Origin of the sequence: Enterococcus avium (assembly GCF_002891025.1) — a bacterium.
GTDB lineage: Bacteria > Bacillota > Bacilli > Lactobacillales > Enterococcaceae > Enterococcus_A > Enterococcus_A avium.
In genome coordinates, this window is record NZ_NBSL01000002.1 from 2,153,400 (window position 1) to 2,177,340 (window position 23,941).

Here is a 23,941-nt window from a genome sequence, read left to right on the forward strand (position 1 = left end):
TTTCTTATGGCTAGAACCTCTATGAGATGAAATATGGAATATTACTTTATTATTATCACAAGATATCGTATAATGAATGGGACAGATTTTTTTAATTATAAATGCTTTTAAATAAGCATTTTTATTCTTTTTTGTCCCACAATAAATATTTTAAATATTTTTGGGACGAATAAAAAGGAGAGTGTTTTATGAGAAAAAATGTAATTAATTATCTTCCTGATCTTGTAGAAGCAAGCTTCAATAATGACAATAATTCACTCGAAGCTGTTATTCTATCAATTATTAGATTGCTTGCAAAAGAAGACGATACAAAGAAAGTAGCAGAAGTATTATCTAAGCTCCTTTCAAAACATCAAGCTGGACTATATGATCAAAAACTAACGAGATTTAATCAAGAAAACAATGATTTTGAAGGAATTGAAGCATATGTTTATCGGAAAAGACCAGTAAAAACTTTAGACGATTTAATTTTGAATAGAGATACTCTTAATCATATTGATGACATTATTATTTCTTACCGCAATAGAAAGAAACTGGATGATTTGGGAATAAAATTGAGTCAAAAAATTATTTTGAACGGTAACCCTGGAACAGGTAAATCTTCTATCGGCGAAGCTTTAGCTTATGAATTAGAGTTAGATTTTCTTTTAGTTAATGTCCCTACACTTTTTTCAAGTTATCTAGGTGACTCCGGAAAAACAATTACCTCTCTTTTCAAATCCTTAAGTTCAAAAAAGGCTGTGATCGTATTTGATGAATTCGACAGTATTGCCGTGAGTAGATCCTCCAGAAATGATGTTGGAGAAATGAGACGAATTGTTAATTCTGTATTAACCAGTTTAGATGCTTGGGAAGGCGAAGGATTAATTATAGCCACGACTAACGATAAGGAAAATCTGGATAGTGCAGTATGGAGAAGATTTGATGAAAAAATTGATATTAGCTTACCTGATAAACAAAACCGTCTAAAACTTTGGGATAAGTATTCAAAAAATCAATTAACAAGAGATGAACTTCTCATTCTAACAAACTTGAGTGACGGTTTTTCCCCTGCTGAAATAGAGATATATTCCCAACAAGGATTACGACTAAAAGTCATAAAAGGAAAAAACCCCTTCTTAACTATTTTGACCCAATTGACATTTCCTAAGCTAGAAGTGGATCAAAAACAGTTTATAGTCCAGCATTTAAAAGAAAATTACCCTAATCTGACAACTAGAGATATTGGTGAGTTAATGAACATCTCAAAAAGTTCTGTGCAAAGATACTTAAAGGAGTTGACTAAGGATGGCTGAAAAATCGAATCCATTAATTATTAATGGTAGAGCTCTTGCTATACCTGGAGTAACCCCTTCTTTTGGAGGAGATTCAAATGCTGAAGAGCGTAAATTTAAAAGAAGTTTAGATCAAGCTAGAGACCATCTTTTACCTCAATTGAATCAATTGAAATCAGAGATAAAAAGTCTCCCTAGTACGAACTTTCTAAAAAATATATATTTTAGAGTGAGCTATTCAAATGCATTTCTTGCAAAGTCTTATCAAGTATCCTCAATATACCGAGAGTCTAAACTTAAAGTAACAGGTTCAGCAACCTGGATTGATAATGACGGAAAAGAAGGTAGATCAGATTATTTATTTGGTAGCAAAGAAAATATTGATTTTTTAATCAATCAAATAAACAATACAACAAAGAAAAATCAAGCAAAAGAAATTAGGCGGATGGAAGAAATTTCTTTGTTGAAACCCTCGATTTCTGATGAAAATAATTCGGTAGAACGGAAAACATATGAATTAGTTTTTCATTCCGTGGAGGATATCGAAGAATTTATTACAAAATTTGAAAAGATAACGGGGCTAGGTCAGGATGAGTTCAGTATTATTCAAACAGAAAATAATGTGATTTTCATTGTTTGCAATTTAACAAATTATGAACTAAAAAAACTTGAAAAGTTCAACCCTTTACGAGCAGCATACACATCAGAAAGTAGAGACTATTTGTCCGCTAACTTTTCTCCTGAGCAAATAATTAATAAATATTCTATTTCAAATATGAATGAAGACAAAATACGTACTCTTCCTTGGATTGGTTTAATAGATGGTGGTATCTCAAAATCAAATAATTATTTTAAATCAATAACACAAATTGATGAGTCAAAAATTCCACCTACATCCTACTACGTAGAACACGGTTCGTCAGTTGCTAGTGTTCTTCTTTTCGGTGATCTATATGAACAAGGTGAAGATGAGCTAACTCCAGCGTTTAGAATTCAAAGTGTTCGTGCATTACCTTCTGAAGAGGATATGGAATTTAATCTTTTAACTCTAGATCAAATGATACTAGATATTATCCCTAAGTACTCCAATATCAAAGTTTGGAATCTTTCTATCGGACCTGTAGGACCTGTCCAAGATGAAGTCGTTTCTTCGTTGACTAGAATACTAGATCAAATTGCTTATGAAAATGATATTCTCTTTGTTATCGCAGCTGGTAATACTGGTACTCAAACCGGGATAGCGAAGAGAATACAAATCCCGGGAGATTCAGTGAATAATTTAACCGTCTCCGCATATTATGAGCATCGCGAGAAAAAAATCACTAGTCCATACAGTTCAATTGGTCTTGGAAGAGAAGGTGCAAAACTTAAACCAGATTTAATTGATCATGGTGGTTTACTTCCAATTGATCCTATTTATACTATTTCATCGTTTGATTATTTATTAAACAAAGTTCATGGAACATCATTTTCTGCTCCGCATGTAGCAAGAAAATTAGCTTTGATACTAGACAAATATCCCGATTTTAATGTTTGGGAAGCGCGTGCGTTACTGGAACATTCTTTAGCATTGCGGATTTCTTCTGCAAAGGATATTCCTTATGAAAGTAAGGGCGAATTTGACAACGATTCAGCTCAACTACTAACCTCAAGTAACGATGAAGTTAGAATTATGTATTCGGGAACGATTTCTGCAAAAGGATATGTTGTGCTACCTATTCCAGTTCCTGAAAAGACTACTTCTAAATCTGCAATATTCACTTGGACTATTGTAACCAAATCAAAAGTCAATCCTGATAATACTGATAAGTACACTGAGTATGGAATAGAAGATGATTTTTATCCTAACTCTGAGAGATATCCTTTTCGTAAGAAAGGGAGTAACACTATTGAAGTAGATTTATCTTCTGAGGAAGGGAAAGCTCAAGCGGAAGTATTACTAGAGGAAGGTTTCAAAAAAAGTGCATATCCGAAAAAGCAAACTTCAAAATATTTAGACGAAACAGAACGAAGAAACGCTTTTTTGAAATGGGATACTACAAAAACACAAAGAGTCAGAAAAATAGTAAGCAGCTTAAATAAACCATTTCTTCGCTTACATGGACTCTCTAGATCTGATAACAGAGACAGAATAGAGTATGCACTGGTCATAACAGTCCGTTACACTAATGATACAAATATTTATAGTAATGTGATGTCTCAATATCCGATTCTTCAACCAATTCAAATGCGTTTAGAAGATAGACAGCAAATATAAAAAGTATCGGATTAAAAACATCCGATACTCTTTTTATTATTAAAATTTTACTCTGTCACCCACAGTTTACTATCATCTTTATAAGGCCATTTCTTCGCACCGTTTTCAACGATATATAACCGAGATTCATCGATGCCTTCATCGATGAGTAATGAGATTGTACGTTTCGCCCCGCTTCCACCTCCTGGGCAGACAACATAGATTGGGTTGTCGCCATCCTTAAATTGATCAGCATTATCCACGACTAATTTTTCCAGTTCTTCAGTATCTACTGGATAAGCTGGTACGCTGATAGAGTTTGGCAGATGGCCTTTTTCATAGTCTGCCTCCGGTTGAATATCGATGATTTGATAATCGGCAGCATCGTCTGTTTCAAGAACGTTCTTCATCTTTTCTGGTGTGATCATTTGCCAATCAATATCCGCTTCTGCACGATCTTTCTTTCCATCGTTGTTGGAACAGCCTGTCAACACGATGGCAAATATTGCTAAAGTAATGAGTAATAATCCGCTGATTCTCTTTTTCATTTTTCTAAATCCTTCTTTCGATCGATTTTTTGTTGGTTCGTTGAATTGGTGAGTCATAGCTTTACTTTCACCTCGTTTTTTCCGCACAAAGGCTGTGTCAGAAGTGGACAGCTTCAGGTTATTAACGAAGAAGCTACTACTAAAACGCCGTCAGTAAAGAAAGGGTTCCAAATATTTTTGTCATCCCTTATCCTTCGAAAGTATGGGATCAGATTTTTTAAGCACAGGAATACTTTGAGGGAAAGAATGCTACACGAACTCGCTTAGATACTCTAAGTTGGTTTTCACCTCATAGTCATAGTCGTTTTGACATTTCTTCCACCTCCTGCACCTTTTGTGAATCTTTCTTCAATCAAAGTATATAGAAAGGAAAACGCTTTTTCAATAACAATTTGAGTAATTTCTTTTGTTGCGAAATGGTTTAAAATAGCTAAAAAATTTGAATAAAATTACAATCGTTCTATTAATGCAGTTAAAGGAGTTTTAACTCCAGTCCGCCAACAGCCAGCTGCTCGTTGTAGCGGTGCTTCGTACTCCGTACATCAACATGTTTCCTCCAAGGTCGCTTCAGCTTTTGAACTCAGCCATAAACTTATCAGTAAAGTAGTAGCAAGAATAAAAGAAAATTCTTGAAATTCCTTTGAAACCGTTATTGTAATCGCTTATACTTTTAGGTGTGAAAGAAAATTCATTAAGGAGGTTTTTATGCTACTTTTATCTCGTGAAAATATCAAACAAGTATTTACCATGAAGGATGCCATTGAAGCAGACAAGGTGGCCTTCCAATTATTTAGTGGGGGTAAGACAGATGTGCCGTTGCGAACACAGATCGTTTCGGAAAAACAAAATGGCACATTCCTATTCATGCCGTCTTACGCACCTGATTTAGATGCAGCTGCCCTAAAAATCATCAATATTTTCCCTGACAATATTGATAAAGGTTTAGCCTCTGCTCCAGCTCAAGTGCTGTTAGTAGATGGCAAGACAGGTTATGTCAGCGCCCTACTAGATGGTGTGACTGTTACTCAGCTACGGACTGGTGCCGCTTCTGGGGTTGCCTTTGATGTCTTAGGTCGAAAAGATGCAAAAAAAGGTGCACTGATCGGAACTGGTGGACAAGCCGCGACACAATTAGAGGCGATGATTTGTGCCCGGGATTTAGAGACGGTCCACGTTTTTGACCAAAATTCTGAGCGAACAAAAGCATTCGTTAAGCAAATGAATGAAGAGCTGAAGGACTATGGGACTCAAATTTTGCCAGCGGAAACTTCAGATGAAGCGATTAATGATGCCGATCTGATCATCACTGTTACCCCAGCCACTTCGCCAGTTTTTGATGGCAGTAAAGTCAAGGCTGGTGCCACAGTCAGTTGCGTAGGTTCTTATCAACCGCATATGCAGGAAATGGACCCGGTAATTTTAGAACGCGCCAGCAAGCTCTATTTTGATTCAGAAGAGGCGGTGCTATCCGAAGCCGGTGATATTTTGATACCACTAGAAGACGGCATAATTACGAAGGACGATTTTACCGGAGACATCGGAGAGGTGCTGATGGGAAAAATTGGCGGTCGCGAAAATGACGAAGAGATCATCGTTTTTAAAACTGTTGGGATCGGCGCTCAGGATCTCGTCACTGCCCAAAAAATCTATGAACGTGCGCTGGAAGAAAAAATCGGAACAGAATGGTCGTAAAAAATAGAAATAAGGATGCCAGTCCAACTTCTCGCAGCCCGCTTAGCCAGTGAGACAGCAACGATGCCCGCATCAATTAAAAGCTGAATTACTTAGTTGGATGGTATACGCCATTCGGATCGGAATAATTTTTCCACGAAAAATTAATACGTTAAAATCAATAAGGAGGAATAAAAATGCCACATTTATCAGTCAAAATGTACCCTGGTCGTTCGGAAGAAGTAAAACAGGACTTTGCTAAAAAATTGCAAGATTTCGTGGTGAAGGAACTTGGTTGTACCCCGAATGTGATCTCGGTGTCATTCAAGGAGATTGAAGCAGACAAGTGGAAAGACGTAATCGGTGACGAAATCGCAGGTGAGGATGTTTATATCAAAGCGGATTTCTAAGGAGGACGCGAATGAAAGAACATGCCAGTATTTTTAATGATGTGTTAGGCCCGGTGATGATCGGTCCTTCAAGTTCCCATACAGCAGCCTCGGTGCGGATTGGACGTGCACTGCGGCAGATGGTCGTTGGAAAAATCATCTATTTTCAGGCAGATTTTGATCCAGAGGGTTCGTTAGCTGCAAGCTATATTACGCAGTGCTCCGATATCGGTCTAGTTGGGGGCTTGCTGGGAATGGACCCGACGGACAATCGGTTGACACGTGCTCTTGAAATTGCTGAAGCGGATGGCATGGAAATTGTTTTCCGGGTGGTTCCTTACGAAAACAACCATCCTAACACTTATAAAATGACAGTCAAAACAGATCTGGGCGAAGAACTAGATGTAACTGCTCTTTCTGTTGGCGGCGGGATGATCGAGATTACCGAGATCAATCATTTTGCTGTCGAAGTTACTGGAGGCTTCTATGAGACCCTCCTTTTCGGTGAGACTTTGGCGTTATCTGAAGCTGACTTAGAAGATAAAATCGACAAATTCTGCTCAGCTGTCGTCAAGGAACAAGCTGGTAAAACGATGCTGCATATCAAGACTCAACAGGAGATTTCTGAAAAAGAAATCGCTTGGCTGAATAAGCAGATGAAGGTTGAACGATTCATTGCCTTTGATCCTGTCCTGCCTATTATGTCGCAAAAGGAACCTAAGATGCTCTTTTCAACAGCCGAAGAGATGATTGCTCTAGCAAAAGAGGAAAATTTAGATCTAGCCGATATGGCGCTGCGCTATGAAAGTCATCGCGGCAGTATTTCCGAAGAAGAAGTCTATAAAAAAGCGGAAGACATTCTTGAAATTATGGAAAACGGCATTCAAATCGGCTTGGCCGGTACTTCCTATGAAGATCGGATGCTAGGCTCACAGGCACCTAAAATTCGCGCCAATCGTGAGAAGTTGATCGGTGATGACCTGCCAGCTAAAATCATCGAGAATATCTCTGCCTTAATGGAAGTCAAAAGCTCGATGAATGTATTCGTTGCAGCGCCAACGGCAGGTTCCTGCGGCGCATTACCAGGAACCTTGATCGCTGTTAGTGATTATCAAAAAAAGACCCATGATGAATTGGTTCGAGCGCTCTTAGCTGCGGGAATGATTGGTGTCTTCATTGCGGAATATGCTACATTTGCCGCAGAGGTGGCAGGCTGTCAGGCGGAATGTGGTTCGGGTTCTGGTATGACTGCGGGCGCACTCGTGCAATTAATGGGCGGAACCATCGAAGAAGCAGTCAATGCCGCATCTATGGGCTTGCAAAATGTCTTCGGAATGACCTGTGACCCAATTGGTGTTCGGGTAGAAGTTCCTTGTCTTGGGAAAAATATGATGTGCGGAATGAACGCATTGGGTGCTGCCAACATGGCGCTGGCTGGCTATGATGTCGTTATTCCGTTAGATGAAACCATCGAAAGCTTCAATAAAGTTGGTCGAATGATTCCAGCGTCACTACGCTGTACAGGTCATGCCGGCTTGGCACAAACACCATCAGGACTAGCCATCGCCGAACGCTTAGGCTGTCCATTGGATTGCTGCTGATAGAAATTAAAAACAGAGTGATTCGCCTATTTTGGCGGTTCACTCTGTTTTTCGGTTCTCTAAAGTATTTCCCAGATCATCATAAATAATGAAGCAAGGATACAGACAATTCCAGCAATTCTGAATATCACCACACCTTTACGGCGAGAGCTGCTTCTTGTCCGTCTTAGTGTTTTTTTCTTCACTGGAAAAAGTAACAGCGCCAGTCCTAGTATAAGCAGAAAAGCTGGTAAAATAAACTTCTTCGCCTGATCAAAAAATGACGCTTTTCTCGTAGTCGGCAAATGTTTTTCTTCTGTTTCTAGTTTTTTATAGTTCAGCGATAATTTCGGCATGTCTTCTGTCAGCTGCTCCTTCTGACTGGCTAACGTCACCCGATTTTCTTGGATCGTGACTTTTGGTTCTTCACCTTTTTTCACTACACCATAAAAATCATTCGCTAGCTGTATCGATTTTCCATCAATCTCGTGGATTCCTTTTGATAGGAGCAAGCGGTGTTCATACTCGTCAAAAACTTTTTTAAGCAACGCATTACCAAAGGGATGACGATAGTATTCTCCGTCTTGATCAGACCAGTCGCCCACCCCTAGGATCACTTCAATCAAACGAGTATCTCCCCGCTTGGCCGTTGCAATATAATTGAAGGCACTGCTAGGACCAGAACCCGTTTTCAAGCCATCTACACCTTCAAAACCATATTTTGCTCCAGGCAACGAATAATTGTAGGTTTCAAAGGTCTCTTCATAGGGCGTTCCCTCCATGGCAGTGACCTTTGGCTGATTCGTAAATTCCAATACTTCTGGATGCTCCTTAATCAAATGAAAAACCATTGTAGCCAAATCACGAGCAGTTGCAGTATTACTGCCATTCGCATCGTAGCCTTCTGGCGTATAAAGCCCCTCAAAGCTCACAGCTGAAGCACCACTGCAATTATAAAAAGCAGTATTCTTCATACCGATTTTTTGAGCTTTCTCATTCATTTTTTTAACAAATGCGCCTGCTTGACTTTCTGAAACAGCATTTGCTAACATAACCGTCGCTACATTCGATGACGGCACAACGACCATTTTCAATAGCTCTTTAACAGGATACTCGACACCTGCTACAATATTATTATTACTGATGGCATACAATTGACTGATGGCTTGATCCTTTTCCGTTGCTTTGATTTTCGTGTCTAAAGTCAATTTCCCTTCTTTTATGGCATCAAAAACTAAAAAGACCGTCATTATTTTGGAGATACTGGCGGGTTCTCTGACCACATCAGCGTTCTCTTCCCATAATATCTGACCATTCGTTCCATCAACCACGATCGAAGCTTTTGGTTTGTTTTCCTCTAACACATCGGTGTAGCCTGCTGATTTGGTAATCTCCATAATGTCCTCAGCAGCAAAAGCCGATGTTTCGAAAGAAATCAGAAATAAAACAATGATTAATAATAAACCCTTTTTATTCACAGAACCTCCTAGTTAACATGTAATACCTAAAAGTTTAGCATACATGGAAAACAAATATTAGAACTTTTTTCACATAATACAGACTCCTTTTTCTATTTCTCTCTTATTAACTTACTCATATCAAAAACAGGCTCCCAATTCTTTGGGAAACCTGCTATTAAATACATTTTACGCTTCAATAATTTTCGGCTGACGCTGCAAAAGCAGTGCAATAGGCTTACAAAATTTAATTGATCACTCCTAATCAACACCTAAGCCGAAACATTCCGCTAATTAAAATTACTTATCAATGTTGAGTGAGTCCTTTTACTAATGACTACAATTCTTCCTAATAAATCTGTAACTACGTGAGTTCAAATAAAATATTTCCAATTTTTGTAATACGTTTGAAATTAGTATCATATAAATTCACATCTAAAAGGAGATCTTGATCTTTATAAAGCTTTTCGTACGACTCTTTATCTAGTGCAAAAACTAAACATTTTGTTGCCTCTTCTCCTTTTCCTACTTCATCAGCTCCATTCTTGGTTTGCAGCATGTTTTCACTCATCATTTTAACGCTATCACCTATTTTTAGAGTTGCAGAAGTGCTATCAACATTTAAAGGTGTGTCTCCATCATTTCTTATATTCAATTTAACTGTAATTAGAATAACACCCGATTCAAATTTGCTAAATCTTGATGCTTGCTCTTCATTAGGCTCAAAAGAAGTGATTTGAGAACCTTCTGCGGTAATAGCCACATTTTCAAAATTTTCTACCTTCTCTAGTTTCTTTTCATCAATCATTGTTTTGGTGCCCATATTTTCTGTCGTTATCTTATCCTCATAAAACTGAGAAGCTTCAGTATTGCTGCTTTCTCCCTCATTAGTTAAAGCAATACTCTCTTTTTTTGGTTCAACAATCGTATCTGCTTTACTAAAACTATCAGGTTTGCTGTAAAATCCTGGAAGTTCAAATTCGGCTGTACCGGATTCAGTAATTTTTTCCATCGCTGCAGGTTTAACTCCTAAAGCTACATAACCTGAAAGTTCTTCATTCGGTTTAAGCTCATTTTTCTTATCTAGCAGCTCACCAACTAAGTCGTTCTCTAAAAGATCCTCATCACGTCCAATTGCAGAGTCATATCCCACGACACTCATTGAGAAACCTGGACCAGCGTAAACACTTGTATCGCTATTATTCTTAAAAGTAGCGGAAACTAATAACACGCCGCCTTCTTTATTTTGATCACCATAAGAAACGGCAAAATCACGCGAAAAATTCTCAATCTTTAGATATTGATAACCGTTGATAGTAAAATTAACGTTATTATCTCCATTGGTAATTACGTCATCTTTTTCAAAAAGCTTCGTTAATTTTTCTGCTTTAGTTTGCTCTTTCAGTACTTTTTGTATAGTATCTAAATCCGTTTTATCATCCGTTTTTTGTTCTTCTATTTCGCTACTACTAGTTTCTGCGTCTTCTTGCTGCTTTGTACTACTAATCGAAGACTTTGTCACATCCGTTTTTGAGTCACTTTCTTTTTTATCTTCACAACCACTAATTCCTAATAAAGCAATTGCCATCAAAGGCAATACTATTTTTCTTTTCATTTTAGTCCTTCTTTCTATCAATTTTTAAAAAGCTAATTCTTATAACGATTCGTCCATTCTTAAATTTGTAGATTGTTGACAAACAACCTTTGGGATCAATTAAACTTAGCGATAAATAAAAACCGAAGCCTTCCTAGATGTAAACAGATGACTTCGATCATTATGAAATACCCCCTAAATTTTACCTAGTCTGTATCTTCAATTAGTAGTTCTTCCTAATATCAAAAGCAATTAAGCAAGATAGATACTATTTTTACAACTCATATCTTAGAGTTATTAGTAGTTATGAACTTGATTTTTTCTAAGAATAGGCTTCCTTTTTCTATCTACCCAATACATTTAATGATTCGATTACTCCTTCTCAGGAAAATCTTCTGCTCTAAACATTTGATTATATCGTTCCTCATCTTCTTGATTATCTCGAATAACTTTTGATAGTGTGAACGATGAAGAAATCAACCCTACTGATCCCATTAGATAATAGCCTTTAACCATCAATGGCTCTTTTAATGTATATAATCCAATTGAAATTAAAATGATAAAAAAAAGAAACGATCCCCAAGCTAATAGCACAAATGCTGGGGTATTTCGATATGCTTTTTTCTTGATATTATTCATTTTTTTATTCTCCTTTTTTACTGCTTACCTGATAAAATAAGTTTTTGTTAGTTCAACGTTCTTTTTGGCTTTGATAAACATTTTCATCACATTTAACCGTGATCAAAATACCGACTTTTAAAAGGATAGGTTTCACACCATCTTCTAAAAGTCGGTCAACTATCAGCCTTTATTAGAACAAATTAGTTATTATGCTGATTTTTTCTTTTTTAATAGAAATGCTACTACTCCGGTACTCATAAAAATACCTAGCAGACTTAAGAACACATTACTAGAGCTTTCCCCTGTTTTAGGCAGTTCATCTGTAGCTATATCAACTGAACCTTTTTGTTCAGTATTCATTTTTTTGACAGTTTCAACCTTTTTATTCTCTGTTTTAGTTGATTCAATAACCTTTACAGGTTCTTTCTCTGTTGAAGAGCTTTCTTTTTCTGAAGTTCCAGTGCCATTCCCATCAGTGGCTGCTTCTTTATCTTTGACCGTTAACGTCATTGATTTTTCAGCTGTTTTTCCTTCGGCAGTCATCGCATAAAACATGATTTCATGTACCCCAGTTTCAACTAATGTATCTCCTATAACTCTAACTTTGATTTCACCATTCATCACTTTAAATCCAGTGATAAAATCGTTTGGATCTTCTGTTTTCGCCCAAGCTAAAACCATTTCCTTCGTCAATTTATCACCAACATACATCACTTTATCTTCTACAATAATTGTTGGTAAACGGTCACTAGCGTTATCAGTTACAGTGACATTGATTGTCTTTGTATCCACAGTGCCAGCAGAGCTTCTTACTTGATAGGTCACCTGATAGGTTCCTGCCTTTGTTGCATCAACATTATTTGATAATACAAAAATCCCGGTACTTGAAGCATCTGCCGCTTGACCTAACGCAGTCTCCGTGCCATTTACATCTGTTTCGTATCCCTTAGCATAATTATAAGGATCAAATGTATCTCCTACATTTATAGTGACATCAGAAGCATCAATTCTCACTGCGCTATTGTCAACAATTGTAATATTGACAATTTTTTTAGTTACAGTGTTATAGCTTGAAAGAACTGCCACTTCTACTGCAATAGTGCCAACTTTATCTGTAGAATGATGGCTCGAAACCACGATGTTTAAAGGTTCAATCGGTAGGATCGTTCCGTCAGCGTCTTTCACTACAATCCGATCACGAATCGCCTGAACATAATCTGCACCTTTAGGTAAACTAAAATCAGCAAGTTCAATACTGTACATCCCAATATTCGGAGCAACTACTACGATATGTGCTGATTGAGTCGCGGTCTGGCCTTTTGAATTTGTGACCGAATAGGTTAATAAGTAAGAACCCTCGACATTCACATCTACATTCCCACTAACGGTTACTTTTGATGTAATATCCCCATCCGTCTGATCTGTTGCACTAACACCTGCCATTGGATCGAATGCAGTTCCTTTAGTAATTGTTTGTACTGGAATAATATTGATTGCTGGTGCTGAATCCGTTGGCACATTCGGTGGAAATGGCTCAACGTCTAATGGTTTTACTTCTGTTTGTTTTTCCTGAGGAAGACTTTCTTGTTGAGTCCCTTGTTCCGGTACCGGTGCAGTCTCCTGAGGTGACTCCTGTACTGGTGTTTCTTCAGGTGTCGGATTTGATATTTCTGGTGTCTGTACCTCAGGTGTTGGTGTTGAAGTAGGTACTTCAACAGTTGGTACAGCTGGAGCAGGTGCCTCTGTTGTTTGAGTTGCTGTTTGAGGATTTCCCTCATTTTCAGCAGCAATTACTCCTTGAGTGGCAAGAAACGCTGGTAACAATACAGATGCTATGGTTAGTGATGCTAAATACTTCTTTTTCATTTTTTCTCCTTTTTTAATCTTTATTTATCTAACCTCTAAAAGAGGATAAGACCATTAGTAATGTTTTATCTCTCAATGATCCTTAACGAGATACTTTCTGTTTACCCATTTGATACAGAAACAATACTTTTCAAAAGCTCTTCACCTTGAAGATGGTTGAGCAGATTTTGATTAATCCTATAGCCCTTCCCCCATAATGTATGAATGGCTATTTTTTCTAAATTGCCTTGTTCAAACTTTGTTTTAATGCGTGTTACTGTGCTAGAAAGAGAGGCTAAATGAGATTTAGTCACATCTTCATTCCAAACTTTATGACAGATTTCTTCACGCGTAACTACTTGATTTCCCGCCTCAATTAAAATAGAGAGAATTTTTGATTCAGTCTGAGACAATCGATGCAGCGTCTCAATAATACGACGATTAATTTCATTATATTTACCGGAACCTTGAAGATAATTTGATCCAATTAACGAAACCTTGCCTGACAATTGAACGACATTATTATTTCGATGTGATATCTCAGTTCGTTCATCACTATTTCTTAAGTTGTACAGACACTCTCGTAGCTCATCAACTGAATCCGATGATGAAATAATCGCATTCAGTTGTTCATTTTCTAGACATCTTTGATCTGCTTCTGTTACATTTGTCTCTACTTTTCGAATAACTTGAGCGGAATGATTCTTTAGGATCGGTATAAGCTCCATCACTTCCATCTCACAAATCGTTTCACTTAAAATGACATATTGAAAAAGCTTAAAAAATTCTCTTACTTCTAAATTTTGTCTACAAGTATCAAAAACTTTCGAAGAACAATAGACCTCGTAGTTTAACGATTGTAATTTTTGTTGAATTTCTTGTTCAGCTAACACATTTCTGGTCAGAATCAAGACTTGATTCATGTTAATCTCCCCTTTTTTATCTAGAACCATTAAATTATCTAACTACATCATTTTTTCCACTAATTACTTATGCTCTTTTCTTGTGATTACTGAAACCTTAGGATATTCATAACGTCCTTTTATTTCCTCTAAGTCTGGCACATTACTTTTTGCTAATTGATCAACTCGGATTTTTAATTCTTCATAAATGCTCAAAATTGTCTGACGTGATTCATCGACCTCACAGGAAATTTCCTTAGCCCTATCATGGATCGTTTGCAGCTCCGCTTCCGAATCTTTAACGATCCGCTGTGCATCTAATTTGGCTTTTTCCACCATTCGATTCGCTTGGCGTCGTGCAGAGATCAACACTTCCCCGATTTCATGTTGCGATTGAGTTGCCTCTTGCTGTAGCTGTTCATTTTCTTTTTGAAGTGTAGTTATTTGATGTTGCAATTGTGCAACAAGTTCACTTTCTGCTAATGAATCTTGATGCTTCTGCTCTTCAATCAATTGTTGAACGATATCCTCTTTTTCTAAAATCAACTGATCCTTTTCGACAATCAATTGGTCTAATTGAGTGACTAGCTCTTCTTTTTCAGTTAAGTCATTCATTAAATGACTAATTTGTCGTTCAAACTTCTGAATATTTTCTTGATGTTGGAATGCTTCATCTTTTTGAGTAGTCGTGAAATTACGAATTTGTTGCTGAGCTTCTTGCAATTCTTTTTCCAGTTGTTGATAATTCTCAGCAGTCGTCTTCAAAGTCCTCAATTCTTCGTTTGCTTTTTCTAGTTGCTCTTTCAAATCTCCTGACTCTTTGTTTTCTTGCAGGTTTCGTATTTCTTGTCTATTTCGTCGAACTTCTGCTTCCAGCTCTTGAATTTGACGACGATTTTCTGCTTTTTCTTCTCCGGTTCGAATTAATGCTTGTTTGTATTTTTCGTTTTCTTTTATTAAACGTTGATTTTCTAGTGTACTTTCTTTTGTCAATTTATTTAGAAGATCATCCTTTTCTTCATTCAATCGCTTTAACTCAGAAATTTCATCCCTCTGTTTTTTTGTATATTTTTCTGGTAAAGCGCTAGTTTCTTCTTCGAATAAGATATCTTCTTCAGGTACGGAATTGATTTCATCTATAATGTTCTTGCTAAAAAACCATCCGTTCTTTTTTTGTTGTGCGTTCATAATGCGCCCTCTTTCCTTATTCTTCTTCTTGGATCAATGAAAATTCTTCATCAGCTTTTTCACGTGTAAATGTACAGCTGTAAGTCTTTTTCTTGTTTTTATCATTCATTAAGTTCATCTGGAAGGTGATCTGCGTCAGCTTCGACACATCCTTCGCTTCTTTTGCAAATGACTTGACGTTATCCTTGATCTGTTGGCGATTTTCTTCACTGCCGGAATCTCCTGCCAGCGCAATATTTAATGTTTGGGTAGGAATATCCAATACAATCAATGTCGTTGATAATCCAAAATAAGGACTTACCTTAGTAGACAGATCACTTTCAATTTCGTATTGCTTTTCTCTATTTTCTTCTGAAAATAATTCATCCCACGGATAATCTTTTAATCCAAGCCCTTTTTTGGGATAGCTTTTAATCGGTAATTTCGTAATAATTTGTTTTTGTTCTTTTTTTAACGTGTATAGCTCATCTTTTAATTGATTCGTCCGTTCAGTGACAATGTGCAGCTGATCCTCCACTTGAAATAACCCGTATGTGGTCAGTAACAATCCCATTGCCAAAAAAATTGAGAGCAATAGTAACGCTGAGACATGTTTTCCTTGTTCTGCTTGTTTAACGTATTCCAATTTCCGCTGAAACGACTGCGGAGTATTTGGTGGCAATTTCAATCGTTTAAGCTGCACGCTAATAATTATTCGTCTAAACCAAACAACAAGTATTAAAATGACTAGAGCGACGCTTATCCAGTTTATGATCAATATCTGTCTATCCCCTTTTCTGCACTTAGTGTCGTTTCGTCCTTAATCAAAATAATCCGCTAACTTCTGATCCTGTTTCTTTTTCTTTATCTCCTTTAACAGCGTACCGTTGGATAGTGCTTCTACTTTGAATTCCAGGTCATCGTAGATGGAAAGCACATTTTTTCGTGACTCAGAGACTTCAATCAAGATTTTTCTCGCTCGGTTGCTGATGTTTTCTAATTCCAATTCAGCGGAACTGATCAGGTGCTTGGCTTCGGTTTGCGCCTCTTCGATCGTGCGATTCGCTTGTTTCTTAGCTGAAATCAAGACTTCACCGATTTCTTGTTGAGATTGAACCACTTCTTTTTTTAGTTGTTCATTCTTTTCCGTCAGTTCTTCGACTTGTTTTTTTGCTTGAATCAATTCAAGGCTTTCCTCAGCGACCTTCTGTTCCTTCAGCTTGCTTAATTCCACTTGCGCATCTGCTAAGCGACTCGCTAACCGTTCCTTTTCAGCCTCCAGCTCTTCTAGACGACTGGTTTGTTCCTCCAGCTTTGCAATTTCCTCATGGGCATCAAACAAGGCACTGTTGAGGGCTTCCTTTTCGGCCGCAAGCTGCGCTGTATCTTCAATCGTTTCTTCTTGTTCCTGCTCTTCCGGTCGTTGTCCTTGTTCCTCCATCGCCATGTCTGATTCCTCCAATGCATTCGTAAGCTTTTGTGCTACTTGTTCCTTTAACTGTTGAATCGTTTGTTTATATTTTGCGTTGTCTTCTCTAAGACGTGTAAGCTCTGTTTCGATTTCGTGTTCCTTTTCTTCAAGCAGCTCATCCAATACATCATTTTCTGCTTGAAGCTCGACCATTTTCGCTTCATTTTTCTGATTGAGTTGATGCAGCTGTTGGTAATCCTGCTCCAGCTCGTGGTATTGTGTCTTCAATTGATCAAATTGGGTGCGTTCTTCACGTTGTTCCGCCTCGATCTGAGTCAGCTTTTTTTCCTGTTCACGATTTTCCTCTTGTACAGCTTCGTAGTTTTTCTGGTATTCCTTCAGCTGTCGCGTCAGTTCTTTCAAGTCAACAGCCGCCGCTTCTTTTTCTGAGGCTTCCTTTTTAATTATTTCAGAAAATTCCTCTAATTCTCGCTGCTTTTCTTCTAGTTGCTGCTCTAACTGTATAAATTCTTCCTCGACTACTTGTTTTTCTTCTTCTATTTCAGTTAGCTTCTCTTGCCAATTCTTATCCCGTTCTGTTAGCTCATCTCCAACTCTGATTCGTTCGAAATCTAGCTTTTCTTTTAAATCATCATTTTCTATTTCTAACTCATGGATACGTATTTCTGCTTCCTTTTTTTGAGCATCTAATTTCTCAGCTGCTTGTTGAAGGATTAAATACTTGTCAGAGTAATCCTCTTCGTATTGCAGTTTTTCTTCTTGGTTCTTTGACTCATTACTGTTTTCTTTTTCTTGAATTAATGCTTCCGACTCTTCTAGTAAGTTGAAGGTAGTAGTAGGAGATAATTCGTTATACATTTCTTCCGCATTGAGTTCTTCTTCGGTGATTTCATTGATGAATTCCTTCAAAGCTTGCGTTGAAAGCCACTTTCTCTTTTTCTTATTTTCTGCCATTAACCCTTCTCACCACTATTCTTTAGATTCTGTTCAGAAACATTCTGTTTATTAAATTTATCCTCGCTCTTCTTGCGAGAATAATTGACACTATAGACAACTTGCTTCTCTTTACTAACAGAAGTGATCATTCGAACATGGATATTATTTAATTGAGAAACTTTCTCCGCCTCTTTGGCAAATGCATCAAGATTGTTTTTGATCATTTCTCTACTTGCATCATCATCTGTATATCCTTTTAGCTGAAGAGAAATCGTTTTGGGAGTAGATAAAGACACTTTTGTATCAAAAGAATCAAAATATTGCGCCGATCTTTTTGAAATGGCTGATTCAATTTGTCTTTGAAGATTCACATCTTTCTTTTCCTCAGACCATTTTTCCCATTCATATTCTTCTAAGCCAATCCCTTCCTCTGGATACTTCTTCAAAGGAATATTAGCCATTAATTGCTTCTGTTGTTTCTCCAAATAAATGATTCGTTCATGATCTATTTGATTCTGAGCTGTCAATTTTTGTTGTTTATCCATTAAAACTAGAAAGGAACCAATCAGAATCGCTAATCCGATTCCGATCATTAAACATATAATTAATAAGTAGCGGATATGTCTAGCTTGTTCGATTTTTCTGAGATGATTGATTTTTCGTCTGAAAAGTTGTGAGTGATCCGCTTCCTGTTGGATCGCTGTTAACCGTAGATCAAATACAAATCGAACAAGTACTAAAAGAATGGCTAAGACAACGAATCCAATGCTGAGTATTCCTACTATCACCATCCTGATTTCTCCTCCAGCAGGATTTTTTTAATCATTCACTATTCGCCTGCTTTCTGATCAAGGAAGGAAGATGGAATTGAACTGTTCCTTCAATTTCTTTTTTATAGACAAAGCCAAAGGTTCGACTATCTTTCGAGACATCCACATGGTCACCGATAGTAAAATACAACCCTTTAGGAATCTCTGTTAACTCTTGAAATTCTTCTGCCATAGCTGGGGAAAGTTGAAACGTATAGGTCGTTTCAAAATCCCCTTGCTCGCCAATATTTAAAACCATTCGGTCATTACGAATAAACATCGGATCTCCAGGCATACCAATTACACGTTTTACAAATTTTCCTGATTCTCCTTTGACAGAAAAAGCAATCACATCATAGCGAAGAATTTTGTGCTCCTTTTTAACTAGAACCATATCTTTTTCTGTTAGTGAGGGACTCATAGAAGTTCCTGAGATCGGATGAAAGCTGTATTCTCTGCGCACCAGTTGTCCCGTTACAAACAACACTACTAATAGTAGAATCGTCAAAATGGTGAGGATTAGACTTTTCCCAATCGACCGTTGTGGTGGACTGCCTTCATTTTTCATTTGACGTGATCGAACAGTTGCCATAAGTTACGGTGCTCCTTTTTCATACGAATGAATTTGTTTTTCTTAATAGAAAAACAAATTTGATTTTTAAGACTTATACTGTTCCATTGTTACTAAATGGACGTAGTTATTACTTTGGTTTGATGTATGAAACTTGATCTGATGTGGCTAAAGCATTGTCAATTACTCGATAAGAGATGATTGTTCCACCATAGACATTTCCCTCTGAAATCAAAATTCCTTCTGGACGTACCACTTCAACAAAAGCCACATGACCATAGCGTGGATCAGAACCAGCTACACCAGGCTTAAAGGAAATCAACCAGCCTGCCTTTGGTTTTTGACTAACCTCATAACCTAGCACCTTCCCTTTACTCGCCCATTGCCCGCCATTGCCCATATAATCATCGACTGTTTTGCCTAATTGGTTTACTCGATTAAAGGCATACCATGTGCATTGACCAACTGGATAAGATCCGGAACTGTTATAATCTACACCGTTGTAATCAGGATATTTCATACGATTTCGATATTCTTCCGGAATTTCTTCCTTTCCTTTGATAAAGACACCAGAATTCCCATCTGTAGTTTTTACTTGATCATATTGAGTCAAATGATAAAGCGCGATGATCGAGTTCAATTTTTGACCATACGTGGTATCGGTCGCATAAGTTCCAGTCAAAGCATTGGTGGTGCGCAGATAGTTTTTCGCTTCTGAACGCCAAGTTTGCCTGTAGTAACCATCATTGCCAGAGATGCCTCCACGGATTAGTTGTACGTAATCGCCAAGCGAGGCCGCGTAATTCGGATATTTACGGAATGCGGAATTTATTGAATACAGATCTCCATTTCCACGATCTTCTTGAGTTGACATCGAAACAGATTGCCCTTGATAAGTTCCCTTAATTCCAAACAAATTAAAGTTAGGTGAAAGGGACAAGGTACTGGTTCCCGAACCACTTTCTAATAACGCTTGGGCAATCATCACGGATGCAAAGACATCATATTCTTGGCCTAACTTCTGAGCATCTTCCGCGATTGTTTCGATAAACTTCTTTGCGCTCTCATTTTCGGTAAAATTCATCGATGCGGGGTACTCTGCCAATACTTGTTTCCCATACTCTGTTAGTGCCGTTTCCGGCAATTCTTGCACTAAGAGCTCTTCTTCCAGATCAAGAGTTTCGAGAATAACCTGTCGTTGAGTTACTTTCTTTTCTTTCTCTTCCGATTCTTCATTAATTGATGTACGCTCTTTTGTATCTTCTTCAACCTCTACATCATCAACGGTTAAGTAATAATCATTCCCGATGTAGATCCCTAGTACACTATTTTTATCTTTTTTCTTTTGATAAATCAGACTGCCGACGGTGATTTCTTCTGGCATTTTTTCTGGTTTCCCAGAAATTTCTAAATCGAATAAGTTCTGATAGATCTCTGTTGCTAATTGTTCCGCGCTATAGGTTTCTTCTTGTTCGTTTCCAAGCTGCTTAATCCCTTCGTAAATCAAAACCGCGTGATCCTTGTTTTCAAAACTGCTTAACAATGGTAGTTCAAAACCCTTCAGATCCGACTGCGCAACTTCTGTTGTCTTCAGTTCACTCGGCAGATTTAAGGTACTTGTTTCCGAAAATGCCTCTGGTGCAGATGGCGCAACGAATGAGTTCGACTGGACACTTGTATTATTCGTAGTGGCAGGTGCTGGCTGTGTAGTTGGTGACACAGGTGTTGGCTTCATCGGTTTTGTCGGTTGTTTTGAACTTTGACTCGTAGACGGTTGGGTTGGTTCTATACTACTCGGTGTTGTTTCGCTTGGTTTTGTTTGGCTTGGTTTTGTTTGGCTCGGTTTCGGATTGCTTGGCTTTGTGCTACTTGGCTTTGTGGAACTGTTCGGCATCGTAGTGCTCGATGTCGATGTACTACTGGATGTCGAATTGGTTGTACTCGTACTTGTTGAACTAGTACTGGTCGATGAATCAACTGTACTGCTCTCAGTTGGACTCGTGTCTGACGGTTTTGATGACGACGGAACGGACTCTGAACTAGCAGACGGCTCAGGCAAAGTACTCGACTCTTCTATCGGCTGCGCTGGCTGTTCTTCTACTGGTGCAGGACTTTCTGCTTCAGGAACAATGACTTCCTCGTCAGGTGTTTCACTACTCTCTGGAATAGTAACGACACTTTCCACAGTGCCCGTTTCTACGATTAATGAGGAGTCTTTCGTCAGTTCTCCTGCCTTTAGTACACCACTGCGTATACTGACAAGTCCGCCGATAAAGACGAGAACCCCACAAACACCTAGTACTATTTTTTTCATGAATGTCTCCCCTTCTAAATCAGACTAAAGAATAAAATTGGTAATAAGAATAATAAGAACAACGGAACAACTGTCTGCATCGGATCAGAAATGATCTTGGCAGCTAGGGTCATGCTTACTCGTTCAGGCTCAGACACAGGATCTTTTTTCACGATCGTTCCGTCAATCTTTCCATCGTCTCGTTTCAGTTTCAGTTTCTTGAACAACTCGTCCTCCGCATCATGCAGCGGTTCCACACTTTTGAGATTTCCTTGAACAAGACGCCGATAGATCGTTCCAATGTCCCCTTCACAGCGCAAGAGTGTAATTTTCGCGATCCCATTTTTTGGCTCTTTTTCCACATAAGAAACCTCTGTCTCTTCGATGATCTTGTTCAAAGAAACCTCGTAGACATAGACATTTTTAAAATCCGTTGTGTAGATCAACTGTCCTTTTTTTAAATCTTGAATCCGATGCAACAATACATCTTTATCAAAGATATTATGGGTAAGTACCACGTAGTTTCCCCGTCCCAATTGTTGATCGGAGCGATAAGTCGCCGCTCCAGTCAACAGGTTTTCATTGGCCATTCCCGCAAGGATCGGCAGATCAATCGAGACATCGGGAATCACGAGCTTTCCGATGCCCCAATTATTGGTGGTGGTTTGAACCACCGATTTCGCTTTGGCATAATCAGAGATTTTTACACTGGCGATCTGTTTCTCCCCGTAGTTTGCCTTTTGGATCTTGTCGATATTATAAGAGCTCAATTCCTCTGTCCTCCCGACATTAACTGCCGCCGAGGCTGGTTCTTGTTCCATATGCAGATAGCCATAGATCGCTGTGATCAGTACCGCTGTCATCGTAATGAATAGGATAATGAAGAGCGTCTTCGTCACTGTAAATAGTCGTTTCAAATTCTTCCGGGCCTTCGCCGCGATGATTGGATCATCAGAGCGGAAACGTTTAATGAAGCGGCGGTACAAGCCCATTAATAGCGCAAAGATCGCGACATTCAAACCTAGTGTTGCTAGAACAATATTTTGATAACTCCAAGTATTGCGTTTCTTGACTTTTTTCTTGACTGCCGTTTTGTAATCAATGCGATGCCCTGTGACTAACAGTCGAAACGTATTAATTCCCGGTGGTGTACAAGTCAAGAGTGTGACTTTATCTTTTCCCTTATGTATCTTGACCTTATCGACATCGCTCGGCAGAATCTCTTCAAAAGAATCGATCTCATAGGCCAATCGTTTCCCTAGAATATTGATAAAAAACAAATCGCCTTCTTTAAGGTTACGGATATCCGTAAACAAGACTTGGTTTTTAACGCCACTGTGTCCCGTGATGACCGCATGGGTATTTTTCCCACCGATTGGGATTGAGCTGGGCTCAAAGTGACCGAGTCCCTTTTCTAATGTTTTAAAGGACGTGCCGTGAAAAAAAGGCATTTGTTTGATATCAATCGCAGGAATGTCCACGGTTCCCATGACATCGCCCTGCTTCATGATCTTGTTGTAAACAACTGGATTTCCTTTTGGTAATCCTTCTTGCTTGTTGTAAATGTATTCGTTATAGGCTTTCGCCAATGCCCACTGTTCGTCTTTTTCCTTTTGGGACATCTTTTTCATCGTATCGTCGTATTCAGAGACTGCCTGACTGCGTTCACGATTGGCTAAGTAATTCCCAACAATTGGATAAAGAAGCGTCAACACGCCGCCAACGATCATAATGATCGCGAAAATCTTTAAAAAAGAGTGTTTTCGTTTTGGCTTGTTTTGTTTCTTCATGACGAGGCCTTCTTTCCAATAGAGATTCACAATTTGAAAGAAAGAATCAAGGATACTAATAGTTACGCATCCTAGATTCTTTCTTCAGTAATGATGCATTAATCAATTCTTAAAAAACATCTTTTTTGCGATGAATACTAAGCATTCCAAAAGCACCCATAGTAATAATCATCGCCAAAATCCATAGAAGTACTTGTGCGGTTCCAATGTTTCCACTGGTTTGCGGCAGCTTCTTAATTTCGCCTTTTTCATCGACTTCAATCGGGGTGCCATCCGGTCCTTTGGTTATAGGTAATTTAGGGGTTTCACCTACCACACTGGATTTAGGATAAATGTAGACCTCATTCAAGGGTTCTCCGGTTTGTTGAGGAAACGGCAGCTCGACGATCACAGGTTCCATCACATCTTTTAGCTGTGCGTGCTCTTTCTCCACAATTTGGTACATCCCTTGAACTAAGTTACCCGCATGGGCCAAGCCTTGTTCATTTGTCGTAACCGTTGTAGTGAAGGCGCCATCCCCTTGAACAGGTTCAAAACCAGATGCGCCTTGGATTGGAGTAACACGAGTGATTTCATAGGACATCCCAGGTAGTGGGTCCAAATTTTTCCCATCCGCATCCTTTACCTGATCGACTTTTGTCCCATCTAACGGCAACGTATCGGCAATCTTTTCAAAATCGACGATCTTGTACTTTTGAATGTAGATGTTATAGCCAGAATTCTCCGTATTTTCTGTGGCATCTGCTTTGGCATGAGCAGATGCCACCCCACCAAAGCTCAGAAAGGAAACAAACAAACAGAATAACAAACGATGGACTTTTTTCAT

Annotated in this window: 19 protein-coding genes; 5 read left to right on the forward strand and 14 right to left on the reverse strand. The window is 38.4% G+C overall.

What is annotated here, in order from left to right:
• Positions 1–188: 188 nt before the first annotated feature.
• Together AUF14_RS10940 and AUF14_RS10945 are read left to right on the forward strand one after the other, a co-directional pair.
• Entirely contained in the window at positions 189–1,295 is a 1,107-nt protein-coding gene (locus tag AUF14_RS10940) for an AAA family ATPase (protein WP_102866038.1), read from the forward strand.
• A complete protein-coding gene (locus AUF14_RS10945) occupies positions 1,288–3,531 on the forward strand; it encodes a S8 family peptidase (protein ID WP_049222125.1) in 2,244 nt (747 codons plus the stop codon). Before AUF14_RS10940 ends, AUF14_RS10945 begins: the two co-directional genes overlap by 8 nt.
• A gap of 47 nt (positions 3,532–3,578) precedes the next feature.
• Here the strand turns inward: AUF14_RS10945 and AUF14_RS10950 are convergent, their stop codons facing one another.
• On the reverse strand, positions 3,579–4,058 hold the full coding sequence (locus tag AUF14_RS10950; RefSeq protein ID WP_049222183.1) for a rhodanese-like domain-containing protein: 480 nt from the start codon (positions 4,056–4,058) through the stop codon (positions 3,579–3,581).
• Between the two features lie 705 nt (positions 4,059–4,763).
• On the opposite strand from AUF14_RS10950, the gene AUF14_RS10955 reads away from it, so the two are divergent.
• The 3 genes from AUF14_RS10955 to AUF14_RS10965 all read left to right on the forward strand — a co-directional run bounded on the left by AUF14_RS10955 (position 4,764) and on the right by AUF14_RS10965 (position 7,719).
• Positions 4,764–5,750 (forward strand): ornithine cyclodeaminase family protein, encoded by a 987-nt coding sequence (locus AUF14_RS10955; protein WP_049222126.1) that lies wholly within the window; start codon positions 4,764–4,766, stop codon positions 5,748–5,750.
• 176 nt (positions 5,751–5,926) lie between these two features.
• Positions 5,927–6,139 (forward strand): tautomerase family protein, encoded by a 213-nt coding sequence (locus AUF14_RS10960; RefSeq protein WP_049222127.1) that lies wholly within the window; start codon positions 5,927–5,929, stop codon positions 6,137–6,139.
• A gap of 11 nt (positions 6,140–6,150) precedes the next feature.
• A complete protein-coding gene (locus tag AUF14_RS10965; RefSeq protein WP_049222129.1) occupies positions 6,151–7,719 on the forward strand; it encodes an L-serine ammonia-lyase, iron-sulfur-dependent, subunit alpha in 1,569 nt (522 codons plus the stop codon).
• Positions 7,720–7,778: 59 nt separating this feature from the next.
• Here AUF14_RS10965 and AUF14_RS10970 read toward each other — a convergent pair whose 3' ends face one another.
• From AUF14_RS10970 to AUF14_RS11030, 13 genes are all read right to left on the reverse strand, one after another.
• Positions 7,779–9,095, reverse strand: coding sequence for a DUF1958 domain-containing protein (locus AUF14_RS10970; protein ID WP_390889553.1), 1,317 nt, complete (start codon positions 9,093–9,095; stop codon positions 7,779–7,781).
• Positions 9,096–9,519: 424 nt separating this feature from the next.
• The gene (locus tag AUF14_RS10975; RefSeq protein WP_049222132.1) at positions 9,520–10,770 is read right to left on the reverse strand and encodes a DUF4352 domain-containing protein; all 1,251 of its coding nucleotides are present in this window, start codon (positions 10,768–10,770) and stop codon (positions 9,520–9,522) included.
• A gap of 351 nt (positions 10,771–11,121) precedes the next feature.
• Positions 11,122–11,388 carry a YiaA/YiaB family inner membrane protein gene (locus tag AUF14_RS10980; protein WP_048721980.1) on the reverse strand — a complete coding sequence of 89 codons (267 nt, stop codon included), beginning with the start codon at positions 11,386–11,388 and terminating at the stop codon, positions 11,122–11,124.
• A gap of 189 nt (positions 11,389–11,577) precedes the next feature.
• A complete protein-coding gene (locus AUF14_RS10985; RefSeq protein ID WP_049222133.1) occupies positions 11,578–13,236 on the reverse strand; it encodes an immunoglobulin-like domain-containing protein in 1,659 nt (552 codons plus the stop codon).
• Positions 13,237–13,337: 101 nt separating this feature from the next.
• Positions 13,338–14,138, reverse strand: coding sequence for a helix-turn-helix domain-containing protein (locus tag AUF14_RS10990; protein ID WP_048721976.1), 801 nt, complete (start codon positions 14,136–14,138; stop codon positions 13,338–13,340).
• Positions 14,139–14,201: 63 nt separating this feature from the next.
• Entirely contained in the window at positions 14,202–15,305 is a 1,104-nt protein-coding gene (locus tag AUF14_RS10995) for a coiled-coil domain-containing protein (protein ID WP_049222134.1), read from the reverse strand.
• A gap of 16 nt (positions 15,306–15,321) precedes the next feature.
• Positions 15,322–16,062, reverse strand: a complete 741-nt coding sequence (locus AUF14_RS11000; protein WP_225844217.1) for a hypothetical protein — start codon at positions 16,060–16,062, stop codon at positions 15,322–15,324.
• Positions 16,063–16,104: 42 nt separating this feature from the next.
• On the reverse strand, positions 16,105–17,670 hold the full coding sequence (locus tag AUF14_RS11005; RefSeq protein ID WP_049222135.1) for a coiled-coil domain-containing protein: 1,566 nt from the start codon (positions 17,668–17,670) through the stop codon (positions 16,105–16,107).
• Entirely contained in the window at positions 17,670–18,443 is a 774-nt protein-coding gene (locus AUF14_RS11010; protein ID WP_049222136.1) for a hypothetical protein, read from the reverse strand. The genes AUF14_RS11005 and AUF14_RS11010 overlap by 1 nt, the downstream gene beginning before the upstream one ends.
• A gap of 31 nt (positions 18,444–18,474) precedes the next feature.
• A complete protein-coding gene (gene lepB, locus AUF14_RS11015; RefSeq protein WP_049222137.1) occupies positions 18,475–19,053 on the reverse strand; it encodes a signal peptidase I in 579 nt (192 codons plus the stop codon).
• 109 nt (positions 19,054–19,162) lie between these two features.
• Positions 19,163–21,346 (reverse strand): glucosaminidase domain-containing protein, encoded by a 2,184-nt coding sequence (locus AUF14_RS11020; protein WP_049222138.1) that lies wholly within the window; start codon positions 21,344–21,346, stop codon positions 19,163–19,165.
• Positions 21,347–21,360: 14 nt separating this feature from the next.
• A complete protein-coding gene (locus AUF14_RS11025) occupies positions 21,361–23,115 on the reverse strand; it encodes a sortase family protein (protein ID WP_049222139.1) in 1,755 nt (584 codons plus the stop codon).
• A 109-nt stretch (positions 23,116–23,224) separates the two neighbouring features.
• Positions 23,225–23,941, reverse strand: a complete 717-nt coding sequence (locus AUF14_RS11030) for a pilin N-terminal domain-containing protein (protein WP_102866039.1) — start codon at positions 23,939–23,941, stop codon at positions 23,225–23,227.